Origin of the sequence: Amycolatopsis sp. NPDC051045, from assembly GCF_040682955.1 — a bacterium.
Taxonomy (GTDB): Bacteria; Actinomycetota; Actinomycetes; order Mycobacteriales; family Pseudonocardiaceae; genus Amycolatopsis.
This window is the reverse complement of record NZ_JBFBCC010000064.1, coordinates 1-2,837: the sequence shown is the minus strand read 5'-3', so window position 1 is coordinate 2,837 and position 2,837 is coordinate 1. Positions and strand designations below refer to the sequence as shown.

Annotated in this window: 5 protein-coding genes; 2 read left to right on the top strand and 3 right to left on the bottom strand. The window is 69.7% G+C overall.

The window, feature by feature from the left end:
• Positions 1-629 (bottom strand): arabinofuranosidase catalytic domain-containing protein (locus AB0M80_RS44140; protein ID WP_364576528.1); only part of this gene is annotated, 629 nt, incomplete at its 3' end.
• Positions 630-877: 248 nt separating this feature from the next.
• Positions 878-1,312, bottom strand: coding sequence for a helix-turn-helix domain-containing protein (locus tag AB0M80_RS44135; protein ID WP_364576527.1), 435 nt, complete (start codon positions 1,310-1,312; stop codon positions 878-880).
• Positions 1,313-1,432: 120 nt separating this feature from the next.
• Here AB0M80_RS44135 and AB0M80_RS44130 point away from each other — a divergent pair, with 120 nt between their 5' ends.
• On the top strand, positions 1,433-2,290 hold the full coding sequence (locus AB0M80_RS44130) for an SDR family oxidoreductase (protein ID WP_364576526.1): 858 nt from the start codon (positions 1,433-1,435) through the stop codon (positions 2,288-2,290).
• Between the two features lie 34 nt (positions 2,291-2,324).
• On the opposite strand, the gene AB0M80_RS44125 is transcribed toward AB0M80_RS44130, so the two are convergent.
• On the bottom strand, positions 2,325-2,549 hold the full coding sequence (locus tag AB0M80_RS44125) for a hypothetical protein (protein ID WP_364576525.1): 225 nt from the start codon (positions 2,547-2,549) through the stop codon (positions 2,325-2,327).
• Positions 2,550-2,743: 194 nt separating this feature from the next.
• On the opposite strand from AB0M80_RS44125, the gene AB0M80_RS44120 reads away from it, so the two are divergent.
• Positions 2,744-2,837, top strand: a 94-nt coding sequence (locus AB0M80_RS44120; RefSeq protein ID WP_364260667.1) for a manganese catalase family protein, incomplete at its 3' end; no start/stop codon positions are given.

Here is a 2,837-nt window from a genome sequence, read left to right as displayed (position 1 = left end):
TCGCGGCTGTTGCGCTCGGCGTTGCCGTAGTCGAAGCAGCAGCCACCGTTGTAGTGCGTCCCGTCGAAGATCGCGTACATGCCCTCCGGCTGGTCGCCGGTCGCGACGCCGTTGGTGTTGTTGTTGCGGTACCCGGTGCCCGGCGCCACGTAGACGCCGTAGGCCTTGTGGCCGCCGACGGTGATCGGCGCCGCGGTGGCGTTGGCGAGGTTGTCGTACCCGCCCGCGGCCGGCCCCTGGAACCCACCAGGGGGCGCCTGCGTGAGGCGGTTGTTCCGGCCGGTCTGGTCGTAGATGACCGTGATCAGGCAGGTGGTTCCGGCACAGAAGGAATCCTGCGTCGAGGCGTTGGCCACCCCGCCCGCGGCCAAGGGAGCGATGTCGCGCGTGGCGCTGTCGGATGCGCGCCGGACTTGGTACAGCGGACCGTTGTAGGCGCCGTACAAGGCGCGGGTCGTGGAATGCGCGGCCACGCAGGGCGTGCCGCCGGTCGCGTAGATGTCGCAAGGGCCTTGCGTGGCCGCCTGCGCCGTGCCGCCGCCGGCCAGCAGGCCGGCAACGAGGGTGCCGGCGGCGATGAGGGCCGGGGCGATGTTCCGTGGGCGTACGAATCTCGGCTGTCGTGCCATGGGTGATCTCCCGTTGCGTCCGGAAATCGTCGAATCGACAGGTGCGCGGGTCGGCGACGGTGCCAACCTCCTCCTCGATCACCGACACGCTGGAACGGCACAAGCGGAGCGATTGTGAGCGCTAACATAGCCCTCTGGCCCGACGCAGCGCAATGGCCGGTTCGCCCGCCGGAAATCTTCGACGCTTTCGAGATCCGAGGCAGACCCGTTGCCCGGCAAGGATTTTCAGCCGAGCAGCGGCCCCACTCTCATGCGCCGGCGGCTTTTGCCTCGTCGTAACGGACTTGGGCCGCCAGCACGGCCGGGACACCGGCCTCGAGCACCTCGATCAGGCCCAGCAGCCGCTGCGCGACCTCCTGCCCGGCGGGGGTGAGGCTGTACTCCACGTGCGGCGGGATCGTCGGACGCGCTTCCCGGTGCACGAAGCCGTCGCGCTCGAGCGCCTGCAGCGTCTGGGCGAGCATCTTCTCGCTGACGCCCTGCACCCGGCGACGCAGGGCGTTGAACCGGAAGACGCCGTCGTGGAGCGCGGCGAGCGCCAGCACGCCCCACCGGCCGGTGACGTGGTCCAGTACGGCGCGGGACGCGCAGGCGGTACTGAACACGTCCGCCACCAGCGCGTCGTGCTCGGCGTCGATGACCCCGTCGCCGCGTTCGCCGTGATCCTCGCGTTGTCCGTCCACCCCTTGATACTACCCAAGAGTTCGCACGGTGGAAGTGACGGCACTAACATTGGGTTGGTACTTTCTAAAAGTTAGCACATGCTCCAAGGCATCCAGTTGTTGAAACTTCAAGGAGCTCTCATGATCGTCGTCACCGGCGCCACCGGCCACCTCGGCAAGCTCGTCGTCGAAGGCCTGCTCGATCGGCTGCCCGCCGACCAGGTCGTCGCCGCGGTGCGCACCCCGGAGAAGGCCGCCGGCCTGGCCGAACGCGGCGTCGAGGTCCGGCACGCGGACTACACCGAGCCCGAAAGCCTGGTCGCCGCGTTCAAGGGGGCCGACAAGGTGCTGCTGGTCTCCAGCAGCGAGGTCGGCCGGCGCGTCCCGCAGCACCAGGCGGTCATCGAGGCGGCCAAGCAGGCCGGTGTCCGGCACCTCGTCTACACCAGCGCGCCGAAGGCGACGACGTCGGCGCTCGTGCTGGCCCCGGACCACAAGGCGACCGAGGAACTGATCGAGGCCTCCGGCCTGACCGCCACGATCCTGCGCAACAACTGGTACAACGAGAACTACGCCGACACGATCGAGCAGGCTGCCCGGACCGGCAGCTTCGTGGGCAGCGCCGGTGACGGCCGCGTCGCCGGCGCCACCCGGGCCGACTACGCCGCTGCCGCGGTCGCGGTGCTGACCGGCGAAGGCCACGAAGGCAAGATCTACGAGCTCGCCGGCGACGTCACCTGGACGAACGCGGACCTCGCCGCGGAGATCGGCAAGGCCACCGGCCGCGAGATCACCTACGTCGACCTGCCGGCCGACGAGCACGTCAAGGCACTGACCGGAGCGGGTCTCCCGGAGCAGGTTGCCGGCTTCCTCGCCGCGCTGGACGCCAACATCAAGGACGGCCTGCTCGCCGAGACCACGGCCGACCTCCGCGCCCTCATCGGCCACCCGAGCACGCCGATCGCCGTGACCGTGGCCGAGGTCGTCGGCACCCCCTGAACCACTTCGCGCCCCGGGGGCCGCCCCGCCGGCGTCACACCGCCCGGCCGGGCGGCTTCCGCTGCGAAACGCTGTTCTCCCGCAACGGCGGCTGCCAGACCCGGGGCTCCGGGGATTCGGCGTCATCGCCCGGCTGGTCGAGCGGGTCCGTCCCGTTCTGCCAGCGAGCCCAGTGAGCCGCGCACATCCTCCGCCACAGAGCCGGCTCGTCGCACTGGTACCGGCGGCAGACCGGCACCCGCTCCTGGTGATCGCTCACGTATCGCTCCACTCGCCATCGAACGTTCCGCGTTCAACTACCACAGCGACGGTAGCGTTGTCGATCCTCACCGCACCGGGACGACCGTCCGCAGGCTCGTCCGGGATCGCCGTGGTTAACCCTCCGCTAACCGGGAAAGCCCCCTGAGCCGCCGGCCCCTGGCGGTGCCAACCCCGGACGACGGAGGGAATGTCGTGTTCCGTCACACGAAGCTGCTGCAATTCGAAGCCAAGCCCGAAAAGCCCGACCCCGTCTACGCCCACAAACTCCAAGAACTCATCGGCGGCG

Excerpts from the sequence above, each read along its gene's own strand:
- AB0M80_RS44130 (WP_364576526.1), top strand. The coding sequence starts at position 1,433 with ATGATCGTCGTCACCGGCGCCACCGGCCACCTCGGCAAGCTCGTCGTC.